General features: G+C 69.9%; 23 protein-coding genes. 11 read left to right on the top strand and 12 right to left on the bottom strand.

The features are described 5' to 3' along the window. Nucleotides 1-3: 3 nt before the first annotated feature. Nucleotides 4-615 (bottom strand): prepilin peptidase, encoded by a 612-nt coding sequence (locus HC028_RS08340; RefSeq protein ID WP_168074854.1) that lies wholly within the window; start codon nucleotides 613-615, stop codon nucleotides 4-6. Between the two features lie 318 nt (nucleotides 616-933). On the opposite strand from HC028_RS08340, the gene HC028_RS26995 reads away from it, so the two are divergent. The 4 genes from HC028_RS26995 (at nucleotide 934) to HC028_RS08320 (ending at nucleotide 5,690) form a co-directional block, all read left to right on the top strand. Next, nucleotides 934-2,010, top strand: a complete 1,077-nt coding sequence (locus HC028_RS26995) for an LppU/SCO3897 family protein (RefSeq protein ID WP_203981137.1) — start codon at nucleotides 934-936, stop codon at nucleotides 2,008-2,010. A gap of 125 nt (nucleotides 2,011-2,135) precedes the next feature. Beyond that, nucleotides 2,136-3,344: an ATP-binding protein gene (locus tag HC028_RS08330; protein WP_168074852.1), complete on the top strand. Its 1,209-nt coding sequence runs from the start codon at nucleotides 2,136-2,138 to the stop codon at nucleotides 3,342-3,344. 58 nt (nucleotides 3,345-3,402) lie between these two features. Then, nucleotides 3,403-4,026 (top strand): DoxX family protein, encoded by a 624-nt coding sequence (locus HC028_RS08325; protein WP_168074850.1) that lies wholly within the window; start codon nucleotides 3,403-3,405, stop codon nucleotides 4,024-4,026. A gap of 239 nt (nucleotides 4,027-4,265) precedes the next feature. Beyond that, entirely contained in the window at nucleotides 4,266-5,690 is a 1,425-nt protein-coding gene (locus tag HC028_RS08320; protein ID WP_168074848.1) for a glycosyltransferase 87 family protein, read from the top strand. Here the strand turns inward: HC028_RS08320 and HC028_RS08315 are convergent. Genes HC028_RS08315 through moaC form a run of 4 tightly spaced genes read right to left on the bottom strand, consistent with a single transcriptional unit; the run spans nucleotide 5,677 to nucleotide 8,249 of the window. Beyond that, nucleotides 5,677-6,111 (bottom strand): molybdenum cofactor biosynthesis protein MoaE, encoded by a 435-nt coding sequence (locus tag HC028_RS08315; RefSeq protein ID WP_168074839.1) that lies wholly within the window; start codon nucleotides 6,109-6,111, stop codon nucleotides 5,677-5,679. The two genes, HC028_RS08320 and HC028_RS08315, sit on opposite strands and share 14 nt — an antisense overlap. Then, the gene (locus HC028_RS08310; protein WP_168074837.1) at nucleotides 6,108-7,298 is read right to left on the bottom strand and encodes a molybdopterin molybdotransferase MoeA; all 1,191 of its coding nucleotides are present in this window, start codon (nucleotides 7,296-7,298) and stop codon (nucleotides 6,108-6,110) included. Before HC028_RS08310 ends, HC028_RS08315 begins: the two co-directional genes overlap by 4 nt. A 10-nt stretch (nucleotides 7,299-7,308) precedes the next feature. Further along, entirely contained in the window at nucleotides 7,309-7,791 is a 483-nt protein-coding gene (locus HC028_RS08305; RefSeq protein WP_168074835.1) for a MogA/MoaB family molybdenum cofactor biosynthesis protein, read from the bottom strand. After that, complete coding sequence (moaC, locus tag HC028_RS08300; protein ID WP_203981138.1) at nucleotides 7,773-8,249, bottom strand: cyclic pyranopterin monophosphate synthase MoaC; 477 nt, start codon at nucleotides 8,247-8,249, stop codon at nucleotides 7,773-7,775. The genes HC028_RS08305 and moaC overlap by 19 nt, the downstream gene beginning before the upstream one ends. Before the next feature lie 73 nt (nucleotides 8,250-8,322). Between moaC and HC028_RS08295 the strand changes: the two genes are divergently transcribed. From HC028_RS08295 to HC028_RS08280, 4 genes are all read left to right on the top strand, one after another. Next, the gene (locus tag HC028_RS08295; protein WP_168074831.1) at nucleotides 8,323-9,042 is read left to right on the top strand and encodes a sulfite exporter TauE/SafE family protein; all 720 of its coding nucleotides are present in this window, start codon (nucleotides 8,323-8,325) and stop codon (nucleotides 9,040-9,042) included. 426 nt (nucleotides 9,043-9,468) lie between these two features. Then, nucleotides 9,469-11,985, top strand: coding sequence for a putative bifunctional diguanylate cyclase/phosphodiesterase (locus HC028_RS08290; RefSeq protein ID WP_168074829.1), 2,517 nt, complete (start codon nucleotides 9,469-9,471; stop codon nucleotides 11,983-11,985). Between the two features lie 18 nt (nucleotides 11,986-12,003). Beyond that, complete coding sequence (locus HC028_RS08285; protein WP_168074827.1) at nucleotides 12,004-13,263, top strand: glycosyltransferase 87 family protein; 1,260 nt, start codon at nucleotides 12,004-12,006, stop codon at nucleotides 13,261-13,263. Beyond that, nucleotides 13,260-13,886: a phosphoribosyltransferase gene (locus tag HC028_RS08280; RefSeq protein WP_168074817.1), complete on the top strand. Its 627-nt coding sequence runs from the start codon at nucleotides 13,260-13,262 to the stop codon at nucleotides 13,884-13,886. The genes HC028_RS08285 and HC028_RS08280 overlap by 4 nt, the downstream gene beginning before the upstream one ends. Before the next feature lie 12 nt (nucleotides 13,887-13,898). On the opposite strand, the gene dnaB is transcribed toward HC028_RS08280, so the two are convergent. Then, the gene (dnaB, locus tag HC028_RS08275) at nucleotides 13,899-15,323 is read right to left on the bottom strand and encodes a replicative DNA helicase (RefSeq protein ID WP_239075253.1); all 1,425 of its coding nucleotides are present in this window, start codon (nucleotides 15,321-15,323) and stop codon (nucleotides 13,899-13,901) included. 388 nt (nucleotides 15,324-15,711) lie between these two features. On the opposite strand from dnaB, the gene HC028_RS08270 reads away from it, so the two are divergent. Then, nucleotides 15,712-17,625, top strand: a complete 1,914-nt coding sequence (locus HC028_RS08270) for a hypothetical protein (protein ID WP_168074815.1) — start codon at nucleotides 15,712-15,714, stop codon at nucleotides 17,623-17,625. A 62-nt stretch (nucleotides 17,626-17,687) separates the two neighbouring features. Here HC028_RS08270 and rplI read toward each other — a convergent pair whose 3' ends face one another. From rplI to HC028_RS08245, 5 genes are all read right to left on the bottom strand, one after another. Next, complete coding sequence (gene rplI / locus HC028_RS08265) at nucleotides 17,688-18,137, bottom strand: 50S ribosomal protein L9 (protein ID WP_168074813.1); 450 nt, start codon at nucleotides 18,135-18,137, stop codon at nucleotides 17,688-17,690. A 13-nt stretch (nucleotides 18,138-18,150) separates the two neighbouring features. Next, nucleotides 18,151-18,390, bottom strand: a complete 240-nt coding sequence (gene rpsR, locus HC028_RS08260; RefSeq protein ID WP_168074811.1) for a 30S ribosomal protein S18 — start codon at nucleotides 18,388-18,390, stop codon at nucleotides 18,151-18,153. Between the two features lie 20 nt (nucleotides 18,391-18,410). After that, a complete protein-coding gene (locus HC028_RS08255; protein WP_168074809.1) occupies nucleotides 18,411-18,938 on the bottom strand; it encodes a single-stranded DNA-binding protein in 528 nt (175 codons plus the stop codon). A gap of 97 nt (nucleotides 18,939-19,035) precedes the next feature. Continuing rightward, nucleotides 19,036-19,326 carry a 30S ribosomal protein S6 gene (rpsF, locus tag HC028_RS08250; protein ID WP_168074807.1) on the bottom strand — a complete coding sequence of 97 codons (291 nt, stop codon included), beginning with the start codon at nucleotides 19,324-19,326 and terminating at the stop codon, nucleotides 19,036-19,038. Nucleotides 19,327-19,604: 278 nt separating this feature from the next. Next, nucleotides 19,605-20,459, bottom strand: a complete 855-nt coding sequence (locus tag HC028_RS08245; protein ID WP_168074805.1) for a hypothetical protein — start codon at nucleotides 20,457-20,459, stop codon at nucleotides 19,605-19,607. 162 nt (nucleotides 20,460-20,621) lie between these two features. Between HC028_RS08245 and HC028_RS08240 the strand changes: the two genes are divergently transcribed. Together HC028_RS08240 and HC028_RS08235 are read left to right on the top strand one after the other, a co-directional pair. Next, nucleotides 20,622-21,392 (top strand): deoxyribonuclease IV, encoded by a 771-nt coding sequence (locus HC028_RS08240; protein WP_168074803.1) that lies wholly within the window; start codon nucleotides 20,622-20,624, stop codon nucleotides 21,390-21,392. 29 nt (nucleotides 21,393-21,421) lie between these two features. Beyond that, the gene (locus HC028_RS08235; protein WP_168074801.1) at nucleotides 21,422-23,374 is read left to right on the top strand and encodes a hypothetical protein; all 1,953 of its coding nucleotides are present in this window, start codon (nucleotides 21,422-21,424) and stop codon (nucleotides 23,372-23,374) included. A gap of 13 nt (nucleotides 23,375-23,387) precedes the next feature. Here HC028_RS08235 and HC028_RS08230 read toward each other — a convergent pair whose 3' ends face one another. Next, nucleotides 23,388-24,911, bottom strand: coding sequence for a glycosyltransferase family 87 protein (locus tag HC028_RS08230; protein ID WP_168074799.1), 1,524 nt, complete (start codon nucleotides 24,909-24,911; stop codon nucleotides 23,388-23,390). Nucleotides 24,912-24,944 lie beyond the last annotated feature (33 nt).

Here is a 24,944-nt window from a genome sequence, read left to right as displayed (position 1 = left end):
GCGTCAGCCGGTGACCGCGACCGCCAGCACCGCCCCGAGCAGCATGAACGGACCGTGCGCCAACCGGGCCGTCCGCGAGATCCGGCCGCGGCTCAACAGAACCATCGCGTACGCGGACGCGAGCGCCAGGCCGGCCAGCGCGCCGAGGAACGCCACGTCACCGCCGAGCCAGCCGAGACCGGTGCCCACGCTCAAGCCGAGTTTCGCGTCTCCAGCGCCCATCCCCGCCGGGTTGACCAGCACCAGTACGGCGTAGAAGCCGGCCATGGCGAGTCCGGACAGCACAGCCGAGGCGAGGGCCGCGAACCTGCCGCCCACAAGCGCGTCGGCGGTCAGCAGCGCGAGCGCCCCGGCGAACGCCGGCATGGTGAGCCGGTCGGGGAGTCGGTGCCGGGCGGCGTCCACGAATCCGAGCGCGATCCCGAGACCGGCCACCCAGCAGAGCGCCGCGAGCGCCAGCGGTGCGGTGACGCGGCAGGCGAGCACGGCGAACGCCCCGGCCGCCGTCACCGCCGCCGCGCCGGTAGCGGGCGGTCGCGCGTATCCGGAAATGGTCTTGGTGAGCAGGGGACCGGTAGCTACGCCGGCCACCATGGCGATGAGCACCCGGAGCATCGGCGCAACCTACCGCGCCGGGTACGCGCTGTGCACAGCCTTGTGGACAATACCGCCACAGGCTGTGGACAACCACATTTCCATGGCTGCTGAACTCGGAAAATGCCCAAGCGAACCTGTGGACTATCAGGTGGATGGGGGAGCCGCATGCCGGCGTCCGGTGGATGGGACCCGGGCACCGTCGGAGCGGGCGCCGCGCCCACCTGCGGCCAGCTTTCGCTCGTGAGATGAGGTCGTCAGAGCATCACGCTACGGTGACGGGGAACGACTTGCCGCCCGCGAGTGTCGTGGGCGCGACGGACGACCGGGAGGAGCCACATGTCGACGTCCGGACCACCTGGTGGGCCGCGTCCCGCAGGTGAGCCGCAGGATCCGTGGCGCGGCGGCCAGCAGAAAAACCCATACTCAAAGCCGGACGATCCGTACGGGATCGCCGCGGCGTGGGGCAGTGTGGCGGCCCCGGGCTCCCCCGGTGGGCGCCCCAACGAAGCGCCGCCACCCCAGCACTCGGTGCCGCCATCGCATCCGGCACCACCTGCGTACCTGGCACCACCCCAGTACCCGGCACCACCCCAGTACCCGGCACCACCTGCGTACCCGGCACCACCTGCGTACCCGGCACCACCCCAGTACCCGGCACCACCCCAGTACCCGGCGCCGCCGCAGCACGCTGGGCAGCCCGGCTATGCCCAGCATCCCGGGTACCTGCGGCAGCCGATCCCCGCGCAGCCCGCACCCTATGATCAGCCGCCCGCATACACCGAGCAGACCGCCGCGTACCCCGAACAGACCACGTACCTGGAACAGTCGGAGTACGGACAACCGGCGGCCTCCGAGCAGCCGACGCAGTACGTGCAAGCACCCGCCGTGCCGCAACCCGGCGTCCGGGACGAGCAGACGTGGCCGGTTTCGAAGCCGGCACCGGAGCGACCGAAGCGGAGTGGCTCACGTCTGGTCATCGCGGCTGTCGCGGCGCTGGCCCTGATCGCGGCCGGGGCGGTCGCGACCGGCGTGTACCTGTCCTCCAACAAGGGCACCGACAACAACACCGCGGTGGGGAAGCCGGCGGCACAGCCGGTCCCGGCGCCGGCGCCGGCGAGCGTGGAACCACAGGCTGAGCCGACGCCGAGCGCCGGGAGCAGCGACGCCGCGGGGATCGGCAACGACGCGCTCATCGCCAAAGTCGGTGACTGCCTGGTCAACGACGGCTCCAACGAGGCTCCGCGGATGCGCAAGGTCGCCTGCACCAAGGACACGTACGAGGTGATCAAGAAGTTCCCGGAGACGACCGACAAGAAGAAGTGCGACGGCACTCCGGGGTACACGCACAACTACTTCTTCGACAGCTCCGAAAACACCGAGGACTTCGTGCTCTGTCTGAAGCAGCAGAAGTAGCGACTTCTAGCTCTATCTAGCATTTCTTCTAGATAACCCAAGAGCAATCTCGACGACCCGTGCCGTCGAGATTGCTCTATGGACATCTAGCGGTTGCCCTAGACATCCCGATACGGTGCTCCATTGTGGATCCGGTTCGCAATCCCTACGCGCCGGGAGCCGGGCAGCGGCCACCCGAGCTGGCCGGGCGTGACCGCGAGTTGGAGATGTTCGAGGTAGTCCTCGAACGAATCGCTCGGGGCCGCCCCGAGCGCTCACTCGTCCTCACCGGCCTGCGCGGCGTCGGCAAGACCGTCCTGCTCAATTCGCTGCGCTCGGCGGCGATCGGCCGACTGTGGGGCACCGGGAAGGTGGAGGCCCGGCCCGACCAGTCCCTGCGCCGGCCGATCGCGGCCGCGCTGCACATGGCCGTACGCGAACTCGCCCCGCACCATCGCGCACCGGACCGCATCGACGACTTCTTGGGCGTACTGAAGGCGTTCGGCGCCCGCGCCGTCCCTGACAACGCGAAGCTGCGCGACCGCTGGAACCCCGGCATCGACGTGCCGGCCGCGCGCGGCCGCGCCGATTCTGGTGACATCGAGATCGACCTGGTCGAGCTGTTCACCGACGCGGCGAGCGTCGCCACCGACGTGGGCACCGGGATCGCGCTGTTCATCGACGAGATGCAGGACGTGCCCGCGCACGACGTGTCGGCCCTGTGCGCCGCCTGCCACGAACTGTCCCAGACCGGCGCGCCACTGATCGTGGTCGGCGCCGGACTACCCCACCTACCGGCCGTGCTGTCGGCGTCCAAGTCGTACTCCGAGCGGCTGTTTAAGTACCAGCGGATCGACCGCCTCGACCGGCTCTCCGCCGACCAGGCGTTCAGCGCTCCCGCCGCACGTGAGGGCGTCGAGTACGAGACGAAGGCGCTGGACATCCTCTACGAAATGTCCGGTGGCTACCCGTACTTCGTGCAGGCGTACGGCAAGGCGACCTGGGACCACGCTCCGCGTACCCCGATCACGGGCGCCGACGTACGGGTCGCGGCGCCGGAGGCCGAGGCCGAACTGGCGGTCGGCTTCTTCGGCTCCCGGTACGAGCGGGCAACGCCGGCCGAACGCGAGTACATGCGCACGATGGCCGCGCTTGCCGACGCCGACGACATGGACACGGCCGTCTCCACGGCCGAGATCGCAAAGGTACTGGGGCGCAAGCCGGCCAGCCTCTCCCCGGCCCGGGACACCCTCATCAAGAAGGGGCTCATCTACTCCGGCGAACGGGGCACGGTCGCGTTCACGGTGCCTCACTTCGGCCGGTACCTACGCTCCCAGCCCTCGGTGGATAACTGAGCGAATTCATGTCCGTCGAGACGGATAAAGCCGGCCGGTGACGGGTAAAGGCCCGCGCATGAACCCAGTTCGTACCGTAGCTCGTGCCCTCCTCGCAGCGGTCTTCGTCCGCGGCGGGCTGGATGCGTACAACAATCCCGACCGGTTCGCCGACACCGCCGCGAAGGTGACAGAGCGGCTCGGGTCCACCCTGGAGGCCGTCGGCCTGCCCACCGATCCACGCGCCCTGGCACGCACCACCGGAATCGTGCAGATGGTCGGCGGCGTCATGCTGGCCACCAACACCTTCACCCGGCCGGTCGCCCTCGCGCTCGCCGCTTCGCTGGTTCCGTCTACTGTGGCGGGGCAGGACCTGTGGTCGGAGGCGGAGCCGGGAGGCCAGCCGATCGACCGCCCCGAAGTTCTCAAGAACCTCGGCCTGATGGGTGGCCTGCTCCTCGCGGCCGTGGACACCGAAGGCAAGCCCGGGCTGGCATGGCGTACGAGCCACCTCGCCGAGCACGCCCAGGACTCGGTCAAGCGCGCCGCCCACACCACCACCAAGGAGACGAAGCGAGCAGCGCAGCTGACCGCGAAGGAGGCCAGGCGAGCCGCACAGGATGCGCAGCGCACCGCCCATACCGCGGCCAGGGATGCCAAGCAGGCGGTGAAGTCGACGGCCGGAGGGCTCCTACCTGGCTAAACATCGTCATCCGCCAATTAGCGCGAAACAATAACAACAAGGTCCCGCGCCGACTATTCGCCTCTCCGGCGGTGATAACACCGCAAAACAGCAGTGAGTTAGCACGCGCGTACAGGTCACCGACTCGTGTGCGATGGGACACGGTCGGATAACGCTGGAGGTGGTGCGTGGCGGACCGTTCTACGCTGCTTGTCGGACGAGAGCGAGATAACCGACAGCAGTGCGGGGGTGGCAACCGTATGCCGGCGACCGTCGATGGACGGCCGTCTCTTCTCGCCACATTCCACCGTGTCGCCCGGCAGGTCTGGTCGACCGCGTTCGTACGGATTGGCATCGTCGCCACCACCGCTCTCATTGCGGTATGGGCCGTGCGCGCGTTCGGTCGGCAGTACGACTTCTTCGACCTCCGGATCTATCACGGCGCGGTGGTGTGGTGGACCGAAGGAGGCGATCTCTACCAGTTCGTCGCGCCTCGGACGATGCTCGGCTTCACGTACCCTCCGTTCGCCGCGCTGGCCATGGTGCCGATGGTGCTGCTCGGCACACAGCTTGCCGGGTGGGTCAACGCCTTACTCAATCTCGCCGCCCTGGCGTTGATCCTGTTCACGATCGTGGGCCCGATCGCCGACCGGTACGGCCTGCCGCGCTGGTTCGCCATCGGGATCGCAGTGCCGCTGGCCGGGGCGACCGAACCGGTACGCGAGACGATCGGCTTCGGCCAGATCAACCTGATCCTCGCCGGCCTCGTCATCGCCGACCTGGCGGCGCTGCGCTGGCGAGGCCGCGCCGCCCTCGACCGTGACACGATGATCCGTCCGCGCCCCGAACAGACCCCGCTGAGCTGGCTGCGACATGCGTGGATGACCGGCGCGTTCGCGGGTGTCGGCGTGGGCCTGGCCACCGCGGTCAAGCTGACTCCGGGCCTGTTCATCGTGTACTTCCTGGTCACACGCCAGTGGCGGGTCACCTTCACCGCGATAGGCACCACGATCGGCGCGACGCTGCTCGCGTACCTCTGCGCCGGCAAGGAGTCGCTCGCCTATTTCAGTAGCGTCGTCTGGGACACCAACCGGGTCGGTTTCGTCGACGCGACCCCGAACCAGTCGTTGGCCGGCCTTCTGGCCAGGGCCTACGACTCGCCGACCACGCCAAGGTTGATGTGGCTGGCGTTCGCCGCGCTGCTGCTCGCGGTCGGGCTCTCGCGGGCGAAGACGGCGCACGCCGAAGGCGACGAACTCGCCGCGTTCACCATCGTGGGCTTGACGGCCAACGCCGTCTGTCCGATCTCCTGGACGCACCATCTGGTATTTCTCGTTCCGGCGCTGGTGATCCTGATCGACGTGGCGCTGCGCCGCCGGCGGGCGGTGCGGGGCTTCAACATCGGGCGCTTCCCCGCGCTGGCCGGCCTGCGTCACGCCGCAGCGGCGCTCGGCGTGTACCTGCTGTTCGTCATCTCTCCAATGTGGCGCTACGAGCACCGGCTGCCGAACGTGTCGCACTATGCCGACGGCCTGAGCGGCGCGTTGATGGAGAACTCACTGGCGCTGGCCCTGATCGTGCTGGTTGTCCTGCTGCCCTGGCGGCAGGGTGCCGAGCCGGTGTTCGAGGCCCAGCCGGCGACCGCGGGTCGCAGCCTCGCCCGCACGCCGATCAGGGGCAGTTGACCCACTCTTCGGTGCCGTCGGTGAAGACCTGACGCTTCCAGACCGGCAGCCGCGCCTTCACCTCATCCACCAGCCGAGCACACGCCGCGAACGCCGCGGCCCGGTGCGCCGTCGACACCGCCGCTGCGAGGGCCACGTCGCCGATCTCCAGCCGCCCGATCCGGTGGGACACCGCGACCGCGTACACGGCAGGGTCCGCGGCGATCTCGGCAGCGACTTCGGCCAGGACCCGCTCCGCGGTCGGATGCCCTTCGTACTCGAGCTCCAGCACCCCGCGCCCGTGGTCGTGGTCGCGCACGACACCGGCGAACGACACCACCGCTCCGGCCGCCGCCCGTGCCACCAGGCGCTCGTGCGCGGCGACGTCGAGCGGCTCGGTGGTCACCACCACCGTCGTGGTCGCTCCATCCACACTGGTCATGACCGTTCTCCGTCGAGCATCGGCAGCGGTACGAGCGGAACCGTCGCGCCCTTCTCACCATCGGTATCCGGCGCGACCACCGCGAAGCCGACCGACTGGGCGAGCCCCCGCAGCATCGACGATCCTACGTGGGAAACCGGGTACGCCAAACCACCGTCCATCCGTACCAGAGCCAGGTGGGTGTACGAGCCGCGACCGCGGATCGGCGCCCCCAGCGTGACCGTCGGCAGCGCAGGCAATGGGCGGCCCTGCAGCCCGGCCAGGAGCGGCGCGACGAGGGACGTCAACGCGACGATCGCCGACTGTGGATTGCCCGGCAACCCGGCGAGGAACTTGCCGCCCGGCAGCGCCGCGAGCAGCATCGGGAACCCTGGCCGGACCGCGACCGTGTTGACCACATAGGTCGCGCCGAGCTCCGCGAGCGCCGGATGGAGGTGATCGACCGGGCCGTGCATCGTGCCGCCGGTCGTGCACACCACGTCCGCGCCACTGTCGAGCGCGGCCCGGATCGCGTCGACGTGCGCGTCGAGCGTGTCCTTGACCGGCCCGACCGACATGTCCACAGCGGCGCCCAGCCGGCGCAGCCAGGACGGAATCTGGGGACCGAGAGCGTCGCGAATCCGCCCAGCGTCCGGCGGACCGGAGGTCAGCAACTCGTCGCCGAACACCAGGACGGCCGCTCGCGGTGCGGGCCGCACCGACACGGTGTCGTAGCCGCACGAGGCCGCCAGGCCGATCGCCCCCGGCGTGACCGGCGCGCCGCTGGGTAGCAACTCCTCGCCCCGGGCGGCCTCCTCGCCGGGCACCCGCCACTCGGGGTTCGGCCGCGGCTGCCCGGTGACGAGGCCGTTGTCGAGGGTGGACTCTTCCACCCGGACGATGTGCTCGGTGCCGGCGGGCACCATCGCACCCGTGGCGATCTCGACGCACGTGCCGTCGTCGGGCAGTGGCGGGGCCGTGTCACCGGCGAGCACCCGGCCGACGACGCGCCAGGGCGCCGGACCGCGTACCGCCCAGCCGTCGATACTCGACGTGGGGAAGGCAGGCAGGTCAGTCAGGGTCACCAGGGGCGCCGCCAGGGTCAGACCGTCGGCCTCGGCCAGCGGCACCTCGGCGGCCGGGCGAGCGGCAGCGGCGCCGGCCCGGTAGGCCGCCGCGCGTGCTTCATCCCAAGGAACCGGCGTCACGGGTACGAGCCTAATGGTCACCGCCGCGGAGCTGGTCCACGGCGTGCGCGAGGATGGGGCCGAGCACGGCCAGGCCGTCGCGGGCGCCGCCCTTCGACCCGGGCAGATTGACGATGAGGGTACGGCCGGCGACGCCCGCCAACCCGCGCGACAGCGCCGCGGTCGGGACCTTGGCCAGGCTGTGCGCCCGGATGGCCTCGGCGATACCGGGGACCTCGTAGTCGAGGATCTGACGGGTCATCTCGGGTGTCGCATCTGTCGGGCTGATCCCGGTGCCGCCGCTGGTGACGACCACGTCCACCCCGTCGTCGACGGCGGCCCGCAGCGCGGCCAGCACGGGTTCCCCGTCGGGCACGACGGCCGGCTCGTCCACGTCGCAGCCCAGATCGCGCAGGCCCGCGACGAGCAGGGGACCGCTGGTGTCGGCGTACACCCCGGCCGAAGCCCGGTTCGAGGCGACGATGACCCGCGCCTTCACGACGGACGCTCCCACAGCCCGGTCTTGCCGCCCTCCTTGCGCAGTACCCGTACGCGATCCAGGGTGGCCGCCGGGTCCACGGCCTTGATCATGTCGATCAGGGCAAGCCCGGCGGCGGCCACCGCGGTGAGGGCCTCCATCTCCACCCCGGTACGGTCGGCGGTCTTGACCGTGGCCTCGATGTCGACGCTGCTCTCGCGGGGCGTCAACTCGACGCCGACGCCGTGGAGTGCGATCGGATGGCACAGCGGGATGAGGTCCGGGGTTCGTTTGGCACCCATGATCCCCGCAATCCGCGCGACGCCGAGCGCGTCCCCTTTGGGCAGGGCGTCGCGGCGTAGCAGCGCGATCACCTCGGCGGTTGTGGTGACGGTGCCGGTGGCGACCGCCCGGCGCACGGTCACCTCTTTGCCCGACACGTCGACCATGCGCGCCGCACCGGTCTCGTCCACGTGTGTCAACCGCTCAGTCACCACCTGAGCGTACGGGTGCGGAATGCGTACCGGCATGGGCGGTCGGCGGCCGAGCGGTACGACAATCGCCCTGATGCTGTTGATCGCTTGCGTCGTCGTACTCGTCGCCTCCGCGGTCCAGGCCGCCACCGGTTTCGGCTTCTCGCTCGTGGCCGTGCCCTTGCTGACCCTGGCGTTCGGTCCACGGCTCGCCGTCGTCGCGACCGCGCTGCCGGCACTGCTGCTGGCATCGATCACGGTGGCCCGCGACCGGACACACGTGCGGTGGCGGACCGTCGGCGTCCTGCTCACGACCCTCGTAGTCGGGATGCCCATCGGACTTCTGCTGCTACGCGTCCTCAGCGAACGCGCGTTGAGCGTGGTCGTGGCGCTTGCGGTGACGTCCTGTGCGGCGCTCGCCTGGCGCACCCCTCGACTCCCGCGCGGCTTCGCTCCGATCGCGGCCGCGGGACTGGCGGCCGGTGTCTTGGCCACCGTCGCGGGCCCGAGCGGCCCGCCGCTGATCGCGGCGATGCAGACCATGGAGTACGGGCCGCGCGAGTTGCGCGGAACGCTCGCCGCCGTGTTCTCGCTCGGTGGCGTTCTGGGAGTTGGCGGATTCGTGTTGACCGGGGCGCTCACCGACCGGGCGGCGCTGGTAGGCGCCGTCGCCGTGCCCGCGGTGCTGCTCGGGTGGTGGATAGGGAACCACCTGTTCGAGCGAATTGACAGAGTTCGATTTAGGCGGGCGGTGCTGGTCATCCTGATAGCCAGTTGTCTGCTGACGGTCGCACGCGCGGTAAGCGGAAACTGACGAACCCATTGAGGACTGTTTGCGGGGGTCGGCGTACGCGAAGCCGAGCATGGATCACCCGAAGGCCGCAGACACTCAGCGACACTTGGCCAATAACGCTCCGTAACTGTGTATTCGGACTTCTATCCTGAAGTATTACCAAGTTCGCAGATGCCGAACAAGCTGACAAAACAATTAGGCAACTGCAACGGTCTCCTCATAATCTCTGATCAGAGCGCTCGAGAGAACTGATAGATCGCGGGGGTTCGCCGGAGAAACATCCGGCGGCAATCACGAGGAGATTACAATGCGTAGTGTTGACTGGTACTAACACCGGCCGATAGCGCCGATGATCGGCTGGTACCGCGAAGTAACGGCCGATTCCCTGATCGGGTTGACATCGACCCCCGCTCCCCAGGCACCATTCAGGGGGCGAAGGACGACGATGTGACGACGACAGATGACAACGCGACCAACAGGCGCCTAAGGCTCCTGGTTGGTCTCGTTGTCGTGTGCGGGCTGGTCGCATTGACGGCAGCGCTCGCGGACCTCGTCCAGAACTGGCGGCCGTTCGAGCCGTTTCGGGTCGCCCTGACCTGCCTGATCATTCTGGCGAAGAGCAGCGGCGTGCGGGTCCGCATCCGCTCCAGCAACGTCAACCTTTCCACTGAGACCGCAGCCGTGCTGATGGCGTCCACCGTGGCGTCGTTCGGCTGGGTCGTCATCGGCCTCGCGCTCGGCGTGCTCATCGCCAACCTCAGGGCCCGCTTGCCCCTCATGAAGCTGGGGTTCAACGTCGCGAAGGGGAGCCTCACGGCGACCGCTGCCTGCGCCACCATGATCGCTTTCGGCGCACCGCCGGTCGATCCCGGTCAGCTGACCGGGGACCTTCCCGGCCACCTGATCGTCATGCCACTTGCCGCAGTGGTACACGCCATCGTCGACGAGAGCCTCGCCTTCCCGGTGATCGCGCTGGCGACCGGGACATCGATCCGGCAGCGCTTCGTCGAGCACTGGGACATTCGAGTGATCTCAGGAGCAGCCGGCCTCGCCATGGCGCTCGGCGCCACCGCGATCATGACGGTGGACCGGTGGCTGGTCCTGGGGCTTTCTCCGCTGCTGTACACGCTGCACCTCTCCTCCGCCAGCCGGGTGCGCAACCGCGAGGAGAGGGCCGCCTGGCAGCGGCTGGCGCGCACGACGGACGAACTCAACGCGGTCGAACTCGACGGGGTCCTGCACAGCGCGGCCAGGCGAGCAGCCGAATTGTTCTCCGCCGACGAGGTCGACGTCGAGGTTCACGAGACGCGGATGCCGGCACGGCTGGTACGTGGCACCGACGAGGAGGTCATCTACGACGGCCGGCCGGAGTCGGCGCCGCCGATCCGGGGCAGTGTGATCGCCGTTCCCCTGGAAAGCCACGACGGCGACACCGCAATAGGCGAGCTGCGCCTGCGTTTCCACGGCAAGGTGACGCTGACCGAGCGCGAGCAGTACACCTTCCGGACCTTCGCCGCCGCGCTGTGCACTGCGATCCGCAACGCCTCCGCACACGCCGAAACGCGACGGCTGGCCGAGAGCCACGCCCTCGCCGCGGCCCAGGATCCGCTCACCGGGCTCGCCAACCGGCGCCGCCTGGAGCAGTACACGACCGAACTCCTCGCGGGCCCGGCCCGCGGGGTCACCGCTCTCATGCTGCTCGACCTCAACCGGTTCAAGGAAGTCAACGACACGCTCGGCCACTCCGCCGGCGACAAGGTGCTCATCGAGATCGGGCGCCGGCTCGAAGCCGCCGCCATGCCCGGCGACCTCGTGACGCGATTCGGCGGCGACGAGTTCGCCATCCTGCTCACCGACCTACCCGCGCCGCCGGTCGCGGTGCCGCGGGCACAGGCGTTGCTGGCAACCATCGCCGCCCCCATGGACCTCGACGGCATGCGGATCAGCGTCGAGGCGAGCGCAGGCGTCTCGGTCGCCGACGGCACCGCCGACATCGCCGAACTGCTCCGCCGCGCGGATATCGCGATGTACCAGGCCAAGAAGAGCGGACAGCAGGTCACCCGGTACGCCGCCACCCGGGACACCGCCGACGTCGGCTCGCTCGTGCTCGGCGGCGACCTCGCCAGGGCGCTGGCCGAGGACGAGTTCATCGTCGAGTTCCAGCCGATCGTCGATCTCGGCACCGGCGAAGTCATCGCGGCCGAGGCGCTCGCCCGGTGGAGCCACCCCGATCACGGCGAACTGCCGCCCGCGAAGTTCCTCGACGCGATCGAACGATCGACCCAGCTCGCCGCGTTCGCCGAGTCCGTCCTGAACCAGGCCCTCTCCGCCGCCGTCACCTGGCGCGCGGCCGGCTACATCATCCCGGTGGCGGTCAACGTGTCACCGCGTAGTCTGCTCGACCCGCGCTTCCCGGACTCGATAGAAGCGGGCCTGCGCAGGCACGGGCTACCACCCGAGGCGCTGGTTCTCGAGGTGACCGAGTCGCTCATGCTCAGCCAGCTCGAGGTCGTCGACGAGGTGCTCGGAGCGCTGCGCGCGGCCGGCATCGTTCTCGCCCTCGACGACTTCGGCACCGGGTACTCGTCGCTGTCGACGCTGGCCCGGGTGCCCGTACAGGAATTGAAGATCGACCGGGACTTCGTCTCGGGCATGGATTCGCAGGCCGAGGCTGCGGTCGTACGGTCAACGGTAGAGCTCGGGCGCAGCCTGCAGGTGATGGTCGTCGCCGAGGGCGTGGAGAGCGAAGACCAGCGGCGGCGGCTCTGGGAGCTCGGCTGCCCCGCCGGCCAGGGGTACCTGTTCGCCCGGGCGATGCCGCTGAACGCGCTGCTCGCCGCGTTGGCGCGGGGGTTCGGGGGACGGCCCGGCCGGCTGGCCGGGCCGCTGCATGAGGCGGGGGAGGTCGTGCGCATCCCGAAACGCCCGCGCAACGGCAACCAGCGCCTCGACCGGAGCAGCTGATCTGCGAGACTGACGCGCATGGTCGGTCAGCTGCAGGGAGATCCGACCGCGACAACCCGCGAACCGCAGGGTACCGAGGCCCGTCCGCTCGCCGTCGACCTCGCCCTGTACGCCTTGTCTGCGGTCTTCGCCCTCGTCACTGCGGCCAGTTCGACCCTCGCACCGCACCGCGCCTGGGGCGCGATCGCGGTCTTCGGGTACGCGGCTGCGGCGCTGTGCGTATGCGTCCAGATGCTCGCCCGTCGCGGCGGAATCGCCGGCCGTGCCGTCCTGACCGCGCTCGCCTGGGTCGCGACCACGCTCGTGCCGCTGGGCCTGCTCGCCGTGCGCGGCCAGGCGCAGGAAGAGGTCATCGTCGTCGAACACGCCGGTCAGCGCCTGCTGGAGACCGGCACGCCCTACCTGGACCGCACCGCGATCGCCGCGCTACCTGCCGATGAACGGCTGCTCGGGTACGTGCCCTACCAGCCCGGCATGGCCCTGTTCGGATTACCTCGCGCGTTGGCCGGCGACGTGTGGTGGGCCGACGCGCGCGTGTGGTTCGCGGTGGCCACCGCAGCCGTGCTGGTCGCGGCGCTGGCCGTACTCGCGCCCCGGGTGCACGGCGCGGCGCTCGTACGCGCGGCGCAGGCCGCGACCGTACTGCCGGTCTGCGCCCTCACCCTCGCGGTCGGCGGCGACGATCTTCCGGTACTCGCGCTCTGCCTGCTCGCGCTCGCCTTTGCGGCAGTCGGCCGGTCGCTCGCGGCCGGCGTCGCGGTGGGCCTGGCCGCCGCGCTCAAGCTGTTCGCCTGGCCGGTCGCGCTGGTGCTGCTGGCGTACGCCGCTACGCGCGGCCGGCGGGCGCTCGTCGCGTACGCCGCGCCGGCGCTCGGCCTGCCGGTCGCGGCTGTGCTGCCGGCCGTGATCGTAAACCCCGGCTCGGCCGTGGAGAACCTCGTCCGCTTCCCCCTCGGGCACGGCCTCGTCGGCAGCCCGGCGGCGTCGCCGTTTCCCGGACACCTGATCGCGACGGCGCTGCCCGCCGGCCGGGTCGTGGCGGCGGCGCTGCTAGTGGTGGCGGGCCTGCTCATCGGATGGCGGCTGCTGCGCCGGCCACCGCGCGACGCCGGCAGCGCCGCGCTGATCTGCGCGTACGGGCTGACCGCCGCGATCGCGCTGATGCCCGCCACCCGCTTCGGGTACCTGCTGTACCCCGTCGCGTACCTGGCCTGGCGGCCGGCGCTGCGGCCATCAGGTTCGCGGTCCCGGGTCGCCCGGCGTACACAGGGGGGATGAGCTTCCGCGACCGCGAAGCCGGCGGGGCGCTCCTCGCCGAGGCGCTGGCCCGGTACGCCCGACGTCCGGACCTGGCCGTACTGGGGCTGGTCCGCGGCGGTGTGCCGGTTGCCGCGACCGTCGCCCGGCGCCTCGAGGCACCCCTCGACGCGCTCGTCGTACGGAAGCTGGGCGTTCCGTGGGAACCGGAAGTCGCCTTCGGCGCGCTGGGCTCCGAAGGTGTGTGCGTTCTCAACCAGGACATCGCGGCCCAGGTGCCCCCCGAGACCGTGGCGGGCGTGCTGCGGCGGGAGGCCCTGGAACTGCGCCGCCGCGAGCAGCGGTACCGCGGCGGCCGGCCACGGCTCCACCTGCGCGGACAGGTCGTGGTGTTGGTCGATGACGGCCTGGCCACCGGCGCGAGCGCTCGGGCCGGCGTGGCGGTGACGCGTCGGCTGGGGGCGCGGTGGGTCGTCGTCGCGGCGCCGGTCGGCTCTCCGTTCGCCGTCGACCAGTTGCTCGAGGTCGCCGACGAGGTCGTCTGCCCGGTGCAGCCGCCGGACTTCGACGCGGTGAGCTGCTGGTACGAGGATTTCGACCAGGTCAGCGACGCGGAGGTGGAGGCGTTGCTGACCTGGGTCTAGATCGCGCAGGGTCTAGATGGCCATGTCGACGAAGCGGGACAGGTGCAGCTGTGCGGCCACCGTGATGGTGTCGGTGGGGCCGTTACGGTGCTTAGCGACGATAAAGTCGGCCTCGCCGGCGCGCGGCGACTCCTTGTCGTAGTAGTCGTCACGGTGCAACAGGATGACGACGTCCGCGTCCTGCTCGATCGAGCCGGACTCACGCAGGTCGGAAAGCTGCGGTCGCTTGTCGGTACGCTGCTCGGGACCACGGTTGAGCTGGCTCACCGCGATGACCGGGGCCTCGACCTCCTTCGCCAGCAGCTTCAGGCCACGCGACAGCTCGGCGACCTCCTGCTGGCGGCTCTCGGTGCGCTTCGGTGAGCTCATCAGCTGGAGATAGTCGACGACGATCAGCTTGAGGTCGTGCTTCTGCTTCAACCGCCGGGCCTTCGCCCGGATCTCCATCAGGTTCATGTTGGGAGTGTCGTCGACGAAGAACGGCGCGTCGCTGATCTCACCCATGCAGCGGGCGAGCTTGGTCCAGTCGTCGTCGGAGAGCTGCCCCGACCGGAGCACGTGCAGTGGCACCCGCGCCTCGGCCGACAGCACCCGCATGACGATCTCGACCTTGCTCATTTCCAGGGAGAAGATGGCGCTCGCCGACCGCGCCCTGATAGCCGCGTTACGCGCGAAGTCCATCGAGGCGGTCGACTTACCCAGACCGGGACGGCCGGCCACGATGATGAGCTGGCCGGGGTGTAGTCCGTTGAGCAAGCGGTCCAGGTCGCTGAAGCCGGTCGGCACACCGGTCATCACCCCGCCCTGCGCCCCGACCGCCTCGATCTCGTCGAGCGTGGGCTGCAGGACCTCGGCGATGGATGCGAAGTCCTCGCTGGTCCGTCGCTCAGTGATGTCGTAAACGCTCTGCTGGGCCATGTCGACCAGGTCGTCGATGTCGCGCCCCTGGCCGTTGGCGCTGCCGTAGCCGAGCTGGACGATGCGGGTGCCCGCCTCGATGAGCCGGCGCAGCGTTGCACGTTCAGCAACGATCTTCGCGTAGTAGGAGGCGTTGGCCGCGGTCGGCACGCTTGCGATCAAGGTGTGCAGATAGGCCGCGCCCCCGACCCGGGCGAGATCACCCGCGTCGTGCAGCGCCGCCGCGACCGTGATCGCGTCGGCCGGCTCGCCCCGCCCGTAGATGTCGATGATCGCTTCGAAGATCGTCGTGTGGGCGGGCTTGTAGAAGTCGTTTGCCCGCAGGATCTCGACGACGTCGGCGATGGCGTCCTTGGACAGCAGCATCCCGCCGAGGACAGACTGCTCGGCCGCTACATCCTGCGGCGGCGTCCGCTCAAACGCTCCGTCCTCGCCCGAGCGCTCACCGCTCGGGCCCTCGCCACCGCGCCCATCCTGTGGTCGCGGACCGGCCTTCCGCACGTCATCCGTGATCGACACGCTGTGCCTCCGTGCCCCGCTCCTGTCCCGGAGATTCCGGGAGTCCAGGAAACCGCGGGGGTACGACAGTTTCCGGGATGCTGAGCGCCCACCGTAGAGAGGAAAGGGGCTCTACGACAATTCGGACAGTGGACAAGCGTCGGGACAACCTGTGGACGAGTGGCTTTCATCAGTGGGTACGGCTGTGCAGAGGGTGGGGAAAACGCTGGGGACGACACCCCCACATAGCGGCTGGCCTGCGGTAATCGAATCAACACCCTGTGGATGAAAGAAACTCGGCCACGACACGCCGGAGCGCAGCAGGTATCGTCGCTGACGAGCTGATTGGTAAAGGTGGATCCGTTGGACGGGGACTAGCAAAACGTCACGGAAGGGTGACTCTCGGGCTGTGGGCTACCGGGACAAGGGCGACAGGTCACGCGAACGGCGAGACCGCCGACCGCCGCTGGCCAACTGGTCAAGCGCGGCCGAGTTCGGTGACGCCACGATCGATCGGCCGACCCCGTTGACGGGGCGGCGGGATCGAGGCGGTCGGCAGGCCGACGGTCCCGCGGCGCGCACCCGGTCGGACGCGGCGGGTTGGGCGACGATCGCGCCGGTCGAGGACCAGCGCGACGACGGTTACCCAGCCAGCCGGCGCTACTCCGACGACGAGTTCGGGGCGGAAGCGGACTCCCGGCCGTGGAGCACCTCCAGCACCTCTTACGACAGCGAGCCCTCGCGGTCCTACGGCATCACATCCCGTGGCGGCTATGACAGTCGGTCGCGACCCGCCGATGAGCCGCGCCGCTCCGGACGTGGCGTCGAGGAGAATCCCCGCCGCTCGCGACGCGCTCTGGAGGAGTCGGCTCGGCGCGCGGTGGAGGAGTTGGCTCGGCGGGTCCAGGACGAACAGCCCGGGCTGCTCGGCATCCTCGATGATGACGCCGGGCCGCGCGGACTCCCCGCCGGCTACGAGGACGACTCCCTTGGCCGGGCGAGCAACTCCGAGGCGAGTTCACCGCGTGACTGGAGGGCGTCGGAGCCACGTTCGCGGCACTACCGCGACGAATCCCATACGGGCTCCTGGCGGGCGCGGCAGACGACCGAGTTCGAGACCTGGCGCAGCGAGAGCACGCAGACGTGGCGCAGCCGGGAAACCATCGAGGTCGACCCGAGTGACATCCGTACGGTCGGCCCGCGCGCCATCGGGTCCAACGAGTCCAGTACGGCGGCCTATGCCCGCCCGGCGGAGCCGGCCGGTCTGGAGGCGTGGCCCACCGAGACCGGCACCTGGCGCACCGGGGACACGGCAACCACCGGCTCCTGGCGGGTACCGCAGGAGCTTAAGGACGTCGGCGCCCAGGGTGGCGACACCGGCGGGTGGCGCACCGGCATCACGCCAGAGGCCGGCTCCTGGAGCCGCAGTCGGGGCCGATGGATACCGAGCACCGACGACACGGGCGAGCAACCCAACTTCACCGTGCGCCGTTACGAAGACACCGGTGAGATCCCGAAGGACCTACTCGAGGCGGCTCGCGACCGGATTCTCGATCACGAGGCGCTGTACGACTCCGGCCGGCACAGCGTCACCTCCGACCGTCGCGGTGACGACAGCGGCGAGTGGCGGGCCGGGAGCCGCCGCGCGGTCGACGCCGACCGCTTCGCTGATCCGGCCCGCGACCGCTCCGACGAGGAACCGCGCCAGCGTTCCCGGTATCCGCGCTATGACGACGACGCGCCACGCTACCGGGCCGGACGGCGCAGCACGAGTGGGTCACGGGCCGGCCGGCCTGCTCCGGACGGGTACGACGATGACGAGCAGCGGCCGACGCGGGCCGTCGTCCGACGGGCGCCGGCCTATGCCGGTCCGCGGACCGCCGTCGACAATGTGATCACGCCCCGGGCCTCCGCCGGGCGCGGTGAGTTGGTGCGGGTCGGCCGCCGCATGACCGCCCCGGACGATGACGACGACGTCGAGGAGGTCGCGTACGGCTACGCCGGCGCCGGCGCCGCCACGGTCGCGTGGTTCGGCCTGCCGATCGGTGCCTTCCTGTTGTGGGCGATGTTCCTGGGCGGCGCCGCGCGGGCCGACTGCGTGGACGCGAACGGCGGGCCCTGCCCCACTCCGCGTGACGCGGCGTTCGCCACGTTCGCCGCGCACCTGCCTCAGGTCGGCGTCGCGATCGTCCTCAGCGTCCTCGTTGCGCTGCTGATCCGGTTGGCGACGCCGTTCTGGCGACCGGCGACGGTCGGCTTCGCCGCGGCGGTCGTGGGCGGCGGGGTGGCGACCGTCCTGTTCACGGTCCTCAACAGCACATGATCAGGCATGGAAAACGGGCGGTGCGTAGGTACGCACCGCCCGTTTCCGCGTTGTCGCAGGGCCTACTTCTCGGCCACCACGCGCAGCGTGAATGCCGCCGCAACCTCGGGGTGCAGACGGATCTGCACCTTGTAGTCACCGGTGGACTTGATCTGGCCGGGCAGCTCGAGCCGGCGCTTGTCCAGGTCGGGGCCGCCGGCGCGCTTGACAGCCGCCGTGACCTCGGCCGGCGTGACCGAGCCGTAGAGCCGGCCGCCCTGGCCGGCGCGTACCGGCAGCTGGACGGACAGGTTCTCCAGGCTGGACCTGATCTCGTTGGCGTGGTCGAGGTCGCGGACCTCGCGGGCCGCCCGGGCCCGCTTGATCACGTCGATCTGCTTCTCCGCGCCACGGGTCCACGGGATCGCGTAGCCCTGGGGGATCAGGTAGTTGCGGCCGTAGCCGCCCTTGACCTCCACGATGTCGCCGGGAGTGCCGAGGCCCGACACCTCCTGGGTAAGGATGATCTTCACGTCGGCCCTCCTCTCAGCGGGTCGTGGTGGTGTACGGCAGGAGCGCCATTTCGCGGGCGTTCTTGACCGCGCGGGCGATCTGCCGCTGCTGCTGAGCGCTTACGCCGGTCACCCGCCGAGCGCGGATCTTGCCGCGGTCGGAGATGAACTTGCGCAGCAGCGCAGTGTCCTTGTAGTCGATGTAGGTGATGCTCTCCTTGTCGAGAGGATTCACCTTCTTCTTGGGCTTGCGCAGTGCCGCAGCCTTCGCCATCTTTCGTGCTCCAAATGCCATTAGAACGGGGGCTCTTCGTCGAAGGAGGAGCCCGATCCGCCGCCGTCACCACCGGCCGGCGTGGCACTGGCCCACGGGTCGTCGGCGTAACCACCGCCGCCTCCCCGGTTGCCACCACCACTACCACCGCTGGAGGCGCCGAAGCCGCCACCGCCGGAGCTGCGCGACATCTTCTGCACCTTCGCCGTGGCGTACCGCAGCGAGGGGCCGATCTCGTCGACCTCCAGCTCCATGACTGTGCGCTTCTCGCCCTCGCGCGTCTCGTACGACCGCTGGCGCAGTCGGCCGGTGACGATCACCCGGGCGCCGCGCTGCAGCGACTCGGCCACGTTCTCCGCCGCCTGACGCCAGATGTTGCACGCCAGGAAGAGCGGCTCGCCGTCCTTCCACTCGCCGGTCGCCCGGTCAAGAGTGCGCGGGGTCGACGCGACACGGAACTTGGCCACCGCCGCACCCGACGGGGTGAAGCGGAGCTCGGGGTCATCGGTCAGATTGCCGACGACCGTAATGATCGTTTCTCCTGCCATGGGTCGCTCCTCGCGCGCATTCGGCTGTTCGGGCTCACCCTGTCACCAAGGTGTGACAGTTTGACCCGGAGCGGGATCGGGCTTGCCGGAAAAGGTCCTAGCGGACTTCCGGCCGAATCACCTTGGTGCGCAGCACGGACTCGTTGAGTCGCAGCTGACGGTCCAGCTCGGCCACCGCCTGCGGGTTCGCCTGCAGGTCGATGACGGCGTAGATGCCCTCGGTCTTCTTGTTGATCTCGTACGCGAGGCGCCGGCGGCCCCACACGTCGAGCTTCTCCACCGAGCCACCCGAAGTCCGGATCACGTTGAGATACGTGTCGAGCGACGGGGCGACGGTGCGCTCCTCGAGACTGCCGTCGAGGATCACCATGACTTCGTAATGACGCAAGACTGCTCACCTCCTCTGGTCTGGCGGCCACGGTCCTTCCGTGGCAGGAGGTCGTGCGTCTGTTCACCGGCGCTGAGGGCCGGTGAACCGGTCAAGGATAGCGGCTCGGTCCACGAGGCATGGAACAGGGCCGCTACCAAACGGAGATCGGCCGGCACAGGCCGACCGATCTCCGGGAGAAAACCGCGGGGCCCCTCGTCCGGATTCCTAGGGTGGGACCTGGGGAGGAACGACCACACCAGCAAGAGGGACAGGCGCCCCGCGGAGCTATATGAGCCTTACGCGTAATACGTTTGGTTTGTTCTTTTTGTGATGATAGCCCTCATCACTGCGATCGTCACGCATATGACGCAAACGGCGGCAACCAGGGCCAGTACCCCCGACAACGTGTCCCTCGGCGTACCGGACATCAGCACCAACGGCTCGACGACGACCGCGTTGCCACCGCCCTTGCCGGAGTCGTCGCCACCGCCGGCGGCCGACAGCCCCGCCGCCAACGGGACACCGGACGAGGAGGCTGCGGTGGACGGCACAGCACCGGCGCGCGAACGGGTGGCCGTGGGCGAATCAGCGGTGACGGTTGCGAGGGCACCGGTGCTGGGCTGGGCCGGCGACAGCACGCCTCGACCCGAGCGGCTGGTACCGGCCTTCACCTGCGCGCTGGGCGTGGCCGAGGGCGTCGGGCTCACCGCCGGCTGGGGGGCGGCGATGCGGGGCGTCTCCGGCTGTCGCGCTGGCGTGACCGAGATCGACGTCGCGGAGAACTGCTCGACAACATTGGTCCCGCAGGCGAAGGTCATCGAGACCGAGACCGGCCCGTAGTGGAACAGCAGCGGCGCTGCCTGGTTCGGTCCCACCTCGACCAGCGCCTTGCCGTTGACGCGCAGCGTCGCCTTCTGACCCAGCCTGTTGACGAACATGACCCGTGACTGCGCGGGAACCGTCAACCGGCGCTCACTCGGCTCCGACCGGCACAGGAGCATGCTGAGTACGCTTCCGCCGGTGAAGCTGACCGTCTGCCCGTCCACCTGGCTGCCGTTGCGGCGCTCCTTGCCGCCGTTCTCGGCGTACGCGGCTGGCGAGTGAAGGAGCGGACCGGCAACAAGCGCCGCCGCAGCGAGCACGGTCGCCACGCCCGCGGTCCTTCGGTGTCCAGACAACTTCGCCATCCACATCTTCGGGCGCACCGGAAGCCGATGCCGCGCGGATCTCGGTCTGCTCGCCCGTTCTAACGACGAGTCCGCTGCGGCGGTGACGCACGCGGCGATGTCACTGGGGCGTCGTAGGCTCGCCGCATGCGTATCGGGGCACACCTCGACTCAGCCGACCCGCTCGCCGGCGCCGCCGCGAGGTCAGCTGACGTCGTCCAGTTCTTCCTTTCAGACCCGCAGGGTTGGGCCTCACCCGAGACTCGCCCGGACGCGGCCGACCTGCGCGACAGCGACGTCGACGTGTTCATCCACGCGCCATACGTCATCAACGTGGCGACGCTCAACAACCGCATCCGGATCCCCAGCCGCAAGCTCCTGATGGCCCACGCCAGCGTCGCTGCCGACCTCGGAGCACGGGGGCTCATCGTGCACGGCGGTCACGTCAACAAGGGCGACGACATCGCGAAAGGCTTCGACAACTGGCGCAAGACCTTCGCGTACGCGGCGGAGTCCGGCGGATTCGCCACGCGAATCCTCATCGAGAACACCGCCGGCGGCGACAACGCGTGTGCCCGCCGCTTCGACGCTCTCGCTCGCCTGTGGGATGCGATCGGGGCGTACGAGGTCGGATTCTGCCTGGACACCTGCCACGCCTACGCCGGCGGCGAGGAACTGTTGGGCATCGTCGAGCGGGTCAAGGCGATCACCGGACGGATCGACCTCATCCACGCCAACGACTCTCGGGACACGTTCAACTCGGGACGGGACAGACACACGAACCTCGGACAGGGCACGATCGACCCTGATCTGCTCGTCGCGGTGATCCGTGCGGCCGGTTGCCCGGCCGTCGTGGAGACCCCCGGCGGCGTGGAGGGACAGGCCGCAGACATCGCATTGCTGCGCGAACGGCTCTGACTCGCGGACGGCTCGGACTTGAGGCGGCTATGAACGGCGATCGTGACCAAGGGGGTTCGGCGCAGGCCGAGCGGCCGGAGGCGAGCGTGGGGGACGGGGACGCCGCGGTGGCGCCGGAGCAGGACGCGGCACCGGCCGCTTCCGACAGGACCGCAGCGTCGGCCACTGTGGACAGCGGCATCTCCACCGACCCGTGGGAGACCTTCGCGCCGCAACCGCTTCGGCCGCCTGGCCGGGCCCGGCGCTGGGCCGGTCAGGCGGGCGCGGTGCTGCGCCACGAATGGAGCGTCGTCAGCTTCCTGAGCGTCCTGCTGTCGGTGGCCATGACCTGGCCCGCGGCACTGCGGGCGGGGGACACGCTGCCCGAGGATCTCGGCGATCCTTCGCTGGTGGCCTGGATCCTGTCCTGGTCGGGCCATGCCGTCAGCCACGACCCGACCCAGTTGTGGCACACCAACGCGTTCTTTCCCAACCGGTACAGCCTGGCGTTCAGCGACTCCCTGCTCGGGTACCTGCCAGCCAGCCTGATCGGCACCGGCTGGGTAGCCGCGATCATCCGGTACAACGTGCTGTTCGTCTTCGCGTTCGCGCTCGCGTCGGTCGGTGCGTACGCGTTGGTCCGCCAGTTCGGCGCCAACCGGGTCGGCGCGACGGTGGCCGGGGTGGCCTTCGCGTACGCACCGTGGCGCTACGGCCAGGCCGGCCATCTGCACATCATGTCCAGCGGCGGCATCGTGCTCGCCCTGGCGATGCTGGCGCGGGGCCACGGCCTCTCCCTGCGGGACGGCTACCGGCGCGACCGGGTCCGTCCACGCTGGATCATCGCCGGCTGGTTGGTGGCCGCCTGGCAGATCACGCTCGGCTTCGGGATCGGCATCGCCTTCGGATACGTGCTGGCCGGCTGCGTCCTCGTCGGCGCGCTCGCCTGGCTGCTGCGCCGCTGGCGGCTGCCGCGCCGCGCCGTGATCTTCAACCTGATCGGCGGCGCCGTGTTCCTGGCCGTCACGGGCCTCATGACGTACCCCTACCTTCAGCTCCTGCGCACCTACCCACAGGTGCAGCGCACCATCGCGGACGTCAAGGCCTTCTCCCCGCCCCTGCGCGGCTTCCTCATCGCCCCGCCGGAGTCGCTGCTCTGGGGATCGCCGCACGCGGGCGTCCGCGAGAGCCTGCCCTTCGCGCCGGAAATGGCGCTACTACCCGGCTTCACACTGATCGGACTGGCACTGGCCGGCCTGGTCGTCTCGGCCTGGTCGGTGCGTGCCCGCATCCTGCTCGCGGCGGGAGTGGCGGTCACGCTGATCTGCGCGCTCGGCACCAACGGACCACTCCGCGGCCAGGCCGGTTACGTGGCGCTCTACCATCTGCCGGGCTTCAACGCCGTGCGTACGCCAGGCCGGCTGATCCTCTGGACCACCCTGCTACTCGGCATCCTCGCGGCCGGCTGCCTCACCGGATTCGCCCGGCGCGGGGTCGAGGCACGCGGCACCCGGGTTCCCGGTCGGCCCGAGGCGCTGCTGCGCATCGCCGCCCTCGTGCCGCTGGCGCTCGTCGTGGCCGAGGGCGTCAACAAGATGCCGCACCCGGTGGTGCCGGCCCCGCCCGCCGGCTTCGCCCAGCTACGGGGGCCGCTGCTGGTGCTGCCGTACAAGGTGCCCAGCTCGGTGCTGGCGCTAGCCAGTCACCCGAGCCCCACCGCGAACGCCGACGAGCTGTACATGCTGTGGAGCACCGCCGGCTTCCCGACGATGGTCAACGGGCTGAGCGGGTACGAGCCGCCGCGCCAGGCCGAACTTCGCGCCGCGGGGGACAAGTTCCCCGCCCCGGAGAGCATCGACCAACTGCGGGCCGCAGGCGTACGCACGGTGGTGGTCCTCCGCGACCGGGCCGCCGACCCGATGCATGACGCCGCCGACATCGACACCCTCGGCATCACTCGGGAAGAGCGCGGCAACCTGGTGATCTACACGCTCAACCCGTAGCGGTACGGATCTCTCAGGCGGTCGCCGGCGCCGGTGGACTGTCCGACGCTGTCCGGCGCCGTCCGAAGACGTCCGGGGCACCGTCGAACTCGCCGCCATCGGGGTCGTCCGCGTACGTCTGGCGCACCGGATCGCGCTCCGGCCGCAGGATGTCGCGCACCACGAATCCGATCATCACGCAGACCGTCACCAGGCGCAGGATCGACGCCAGCACGAAGACCCACTCGGGAAAGACGGCCCGCCCGGTGGCGTTCATCAACTCGCCATAGAACGCCACGAAGTACGCGACCTCAGCGAACTGCCACGCGAGGAACGCGCCCCACCGGGGCCGGGCGAGGATCGCCAGCGGCAGCAGCCAGAGCACGTACTGCTGCGACCACACCTTGCCGGTGACCAGGAACGCCGCCACGATCAGAAACGCCAACTGGGCGAGGCGCGGACGCCGCGGAGCGCCGATGGCGAGTACCAGGATGCCGATGCAGGCGATCACGAACAGCATGAGGTAAAGCGTGTTGAGGGTGCCGTGATCTGGTTGGCGGTCGAGCGCCTGGAACGGGGCGAGCCCGTACCGGTCTCCGCCGAGCGGGAAATGCTCCCCGATATACCAGAGGGTGCCCCAGTCGATGCCGCGCGTGCTGTTGAGGCGGAAGAACTCGCGCCATGACGCGGGGTACAGCAACGCCACGGGTGCGTTGACAGCGACCCACGTGAGCAGCGCCGTACTCACGGTGGTGACGAGCTCCCGCCAGCGGGCGGTACGCAGCGCCAGCGCGAACAGCGCACCCACCAGCAGGAGCGGGTAGAACTTGGCGGCCGTGGCGAGGCCGAGCATCAACCCGGCGAGCACCGGTCTACGCCGTGCCCAGAAGTACAGGAAGAAGCAACTGAGAGCCACGGCAAGCAGGTCCCAGTTGACCGTCGCGGAGACGAACAGCGCTGGCGACAGGGCGAACATGGCCGCGTCCCAGGGCCGTCGGCGCCGCAGCGCCAGGATCATCGCGACGGTAGCGACTCCGAGGGCGCCGAGCACGAGCGCGTTGAGGTCGTAGAAGCGTTGTGCCTCGTTGAGTCCGGGGTGGTTCGCGGCGTACGCGTGTACCGGTAACCCGAGTACGCCCATGAACGCTCCGGTGAGCACGGGGTACTCGACGGCGTGGTCGGCGTAGGGCACCTTCCCTTCGGCCAGCCCTTCGCCGTAGTACAGCGCGAGCACGTCGGTGTAGCAGAAGTGCTTGTACTGCGGCAGGTCCTCGCCCCACGCGCCGTCCCGGCACGGCGACTTCTGCACCCAGTGCAGCGACAGCATGAGGCACGTCAGGGCCAGGACGATCCGTGCGGGCGTCCAGAAGCGGTTTCCACCACCCGACCGCGAGCGGGGCCGCACGGCGTGCTCACCGAGGGGACCCCCGATCGCCTCGGACAGGCCGCCGACGACCGGGTCGGAGTGGGCCGGTTCGTCGACGGGGCCATGCTTCTCCGCGATCTCGGACTCGTCCGACGGGCGAGGGTCGGGCTGCACCACCGCGTTCGTGCTCATGTCTGAATCCTGCCCGATCCTGGCGGTCTTGTG

The sequence above is a fragment of the Planosporangium flavigriseum genome (genome assembly GCF_011947225.1).
Taxonomy (GTDB): Bacteria; Actinomycetota; Actinomycetes; order Mycobacteriales; family Micromonosporaceae; genus Planosporangium; species Planosporangium flavigriseum.
Note: the sequence above shows the minus strand (reverse complement) of the source record. Positions and strands in the feature narration are given on the sequence as shown.

Excerpts from the sequence above, each read along its gene's own strand:
- HC028_RS08340 (WP_168074854.1), bottom strand. The coding sequence starts at position 615 with ATGCTCCGGGTGCTCATCGCCATGGTGGCCGGCGTAGCTACCGGTCCC.
- HC028_RS08255 (WP_168074809.1), bottom strand. The coding sequence starts at position 18,938 with ATGGCAGGAGAAACGATCATTACGGTCGTCGGCAATCTGACCGATGAC.
- HC028_RS08280 (WP_168074817.1), top strand. The coding sequence starts at position 13,260 with ATGAGCTTCCGCGACCGCGAAGCCGGCGGGGCGCTCCTCGCCGAGGCG.
- HC028_RS08325 (WP_168074850.1), top strand. The coding sequence starts at position 3,403 with ATGAACCCAGTTCGTACCGTAGCTCGTGCCCTCCTCGCAGCGGTCTTC.
- HC028_RS08285 (WP_168074827.1), top strand. The coding sequence starts at position 12,004 with ATGGTCGGTCAGCTGCAGGGAGATCCGACCGCGACAACCCGCGAACCG.
- HC028_RS26995 (WP_203981137.1), top strand. The coding sequence starts at position 934 with ATGTCGACGTCCGGACCACCTGGTGGGCCGCGTCCCGCAGGTGAGCCG.
- HC028_RS08295 (WP_168074831.1), top strand. The coding sequence starts at position 8,323 with ATGCTGTTGATCGCTTGCGTCGTCGTACTCGTCGCCTCCGCGGTCCAG.
- rpsR (WP_168074811.1), bottom strand. The coding sequence starts at position 18,390 with ATGGCGAAGGCTGCGGCACTGCGCAAGCCCAAGAAGAAGGTGAATCCT.
- HC028_RS08230 (WP_168074799.1), bottom strand. The coding sequence starts at position 24,911 with ATGAGCACGAACGCGGTGGTGCAGCCCGACCCTCGCCCGTCGGACGAG.
- HC028_RS08235 (WP_168074801.1), top strand. The coding sequence starts at position 21,422 with ATGAACGGCGATCGTGACCAAGGGGGTTCGGCGCAGGCCGAGCGGCCG.
- HC028_RS08320 (WP_168074848.1), top strand. The coding sequence starts at position 4,266 with ATGCCGGCGACCGTCGATGGACGGCCGTCTCTTCTCGCCACATTCCAC.
- HC028_RS08315 (WP_168074839.1), bottom strand. The coding sequence starts at position 6,111 with ATGACCAGTGTGGATGGAGCGACCACGACGGTGGTGGTGACCACCGAG.
- HC028_RS08240 (WP_168074803.1), top strand. The coding sequence starts at position 20,622 with ATGCGTATCGGGGCACACCTCGACTCAGCCGACCCGCTCGCCGGCGCC.